Origin of the sequence: Longivirga aurantiaca (assembly GCF_042660085.1) — a bacterium.
In the GTDB taxonomy this organism is placed as follows: Bacteria; Actinomycetota; Actinomycetes; order S36-B12; family CAIYMF01; genus Longivirga; species Longivirga aurantiaca.
Genome location: NZ_JBHSTI010000047.1, coordinates 1 through 2427, shown reverse-complemented (window position 1 = coordinate 2427; position 2427 = coordinate 1). Strand labels below are relative to the sequence as shown.

General features: G+C 68.3%; 2 protein-coding genes. Both read right to left on the bottom strand.

Annotation, left to right across the window (positions count from 1 at the left end; genetic code table 11):
* Positions 1-187: 187 nt before the first annotated feature.
* Positions 188-796 (bottom strand): gamma-glutamyl-gamma-aminobutyrate hydrolase family protein, encoded by a 609-nt coding sequence (locus tag ACFQGU_RS16990; RefSeq protein WP_386768885.1) that lies wholly within the window; start codon positions 794-796, stop codon positions 188-190.
* 210 nt (positions 797-1006) lie between these two features.
* Positions 1007-1786 carry an SDR family NAD(P)-dependent oxidoreductase gene (locus tag ACFQGU_RS16985; RefSeq protein ID WP_386768886.1) on the bottom strand — a complete coding sequence of 260 codons (780 nt, stop codon included), beginning with the start codon at positions 1784-1786 and terminating at the stop codon, positions 1007-1009.
* Between the last annotated feature and the right edge of the window lie 641 nt (positions 1787-2427).

The following is a 2427-nucleotide window of genomic DNA, read 5'->3' as shown; positions in this document are numbered from 1 at the left end:
GACGGCTCCCAGGGCGGTCACGATCGTTCCCGCCGACGACCGGCGTCAGCCTAGATCGCAGACCGGTTCCGGGCGCGCGGAGAGGGCTATGGCGCAGAGCGCGTCGGCTTGGTCGCCCACAGACGTTCACCGATGTACTCGGAGGGATGGGATCGACGGGAGCGACCAGCCGGCGACCCGGCACGCGTCACAGGCTGGCGAGCCTGCTGCGTCGCGCCTCGGTCACCAGCGCGGTGAACAGCGGAAGGTCGGGCGACCCCGGCCGCCACGGGCGTTCCGGGTGCCACTGGACACCGACGAGCCATTCGTCCTCGTCGATCACTTCCAGGGCCTCGATGGTTCCGTCGGCCGCGGTCGCCGTGACCCGGAGCCCTTCGCCCACCTTCTCCGCCGCCTGATGGTGGAACGAGTTGACCACCCGCTCACCGCCGCCGAAGATGCTGCCGAGCCTCGACTCCTCCGTGATCGTCACGTGGTGGGCGGACGCGAATCCGGGCTGCCAGTGCTCGATGTGGTCCGTGGAGACGTGCCGGTCGAGCGTCCCGCCGTGCGCCACGTTGAGCAGCTGCAGGCCCCGGCAGATGCCCAGCGCCGATCGTTTCAGATCCTGGACTGCACGCACCAACGCGATCTCGAACGCGTCGCGTTCCCCCACGACGCCATAGGTGGCGTCGTGCCACTGCTCCCCATAGATTCCCGGTTCGACGTCGCCGCCTCCGGTCAGGAGCAGGCCATCGAGCCCAGCCACGATCTCCTCTGCATCATCCGGTGTGAGCACGGGGAGGATCACGGGCATCCCCCCGCGTCCCAGACTGCCTGCGCGTACTGCCTCGCGACGACGACACAGTCCTCGATCAGGACATTCAGGTCGACTGATCGCTCCTCGTCGGTGATTCCCACCCGAGGGCGACCAGACAGTGACGCACCCATCTCCGCTCCTCAGCCTGCCTCTCGCATTCGCTGTCACATAGCCGGCGATCTGGCGACCCCGGCATCTCCGCCGGTGCTACTGCGCGGTCCAACCCCCGTCGACGAACAGCGTCGTGCCCGTCACGTAGGAGGCGTCCTCCGACGCGAGGTAGGCGACGGCCGCTCCCACATCTGAAGGCTGTGCGACGCGGCCGAGCGGGATCCAGTCGAGGTACCACCTGAGCAGCCGCTCGTCCTGCATCGCGCGGGCGGCGAAGGGCGTCTCCACGATGCCGGGAGCCACCGCGTTGACCCGGATCCGGCTCGATCCGAGCTCGATCGCGAGACCCTGGTTGAACATGTGGAGGGCGCCCTTCGACGCGTTGTAGTGCACCTGCGGGTGTCCAGCGCTCGCGAGGACCACGTGCGCCGCCGTCGACGTGATGTTCACGATCGCGCCCGTTCCCTCGCGCCGTGCCAGCGAGCTCTTCATGGCGGGGACGGCAGCCTTCGATGCGAGGAAGGGTCCAGTGGAGTTGACGCGGAAGACCTCTTCCCACTCCGCGACCTCGAGGTCGTCGAAGTCCGAGAACCGGACGATCCTCGCGTTGTTCACCAGCACGTCCAGCGATCCGCACGCCTCGACCACGGAGGCGACCATGTCGCGCATGCTGGTCTCGTCCGTGACGTCCGCGGGCACGGCCAGGGCACGTGGTTCCCCGCTCGGGACCACCTCGTCGAGGCGCTGTGCGTCGCGGTCCACGAATGCGACCGAAGCGCCCTCGGCGAGGAGGCGCAGGGCGATCCCCAGGCCGTTCCCCGATGCCGCCCCAGCGACAACCGCGGTGCGACCAGCGAGCCGGGAGCCGGGGCTGATGTCTGTTATGGGTCTCCCTCGAGTAGTGCGTGAGTCGAGGGCCGCGATCGACGCGCCCTTCGATGCCTGGACCGGTCGGTGACATGTCGTCGGACGCAGACTGACGCCGATGCCCGCAACGACCGACTGCCCGATGATTCGACGGTCGACCGAGTCCGATCAATAGAGGCCGGCGCCAGTCCGTTGCTCGTGGTCCGTGCATCCGTGCATCCGTGCACCCTGTCCGGTCCCTGCGGTCCGGGATCACAGACCTTCGGACCCTGCGGCCACGGACGTGCCGGGGCTGCGCACTCCTGCTCGGCCGGGGACGCCGCCAGAACCCCCCGCAAGGAGCCGCCTCACCGAGCGCGGGGCCGGGCGGATCCGGCGACCACCGCGCCGCAGGCGTAGGGAGTGCACACGATCCCCGCGCCACTATGTCGCATCTGAACATGGTTCGGTGGTCACCCAGGCGACACTCTCTGCTCAACATCGCACAGGAACCACCGTGTGACGACGAGGGGTGCCCGACCGACAGGGTCCGGGTCCCGCGCTCTGTATCCCCGAAGGAGGGCGAAAACGCATGAGTCAGACTTCCACTGAACCCCAGGCGGGTAGGTCGACTGATCTTCTCAAGAGCTCGATCAAGTTCTTCCACATCG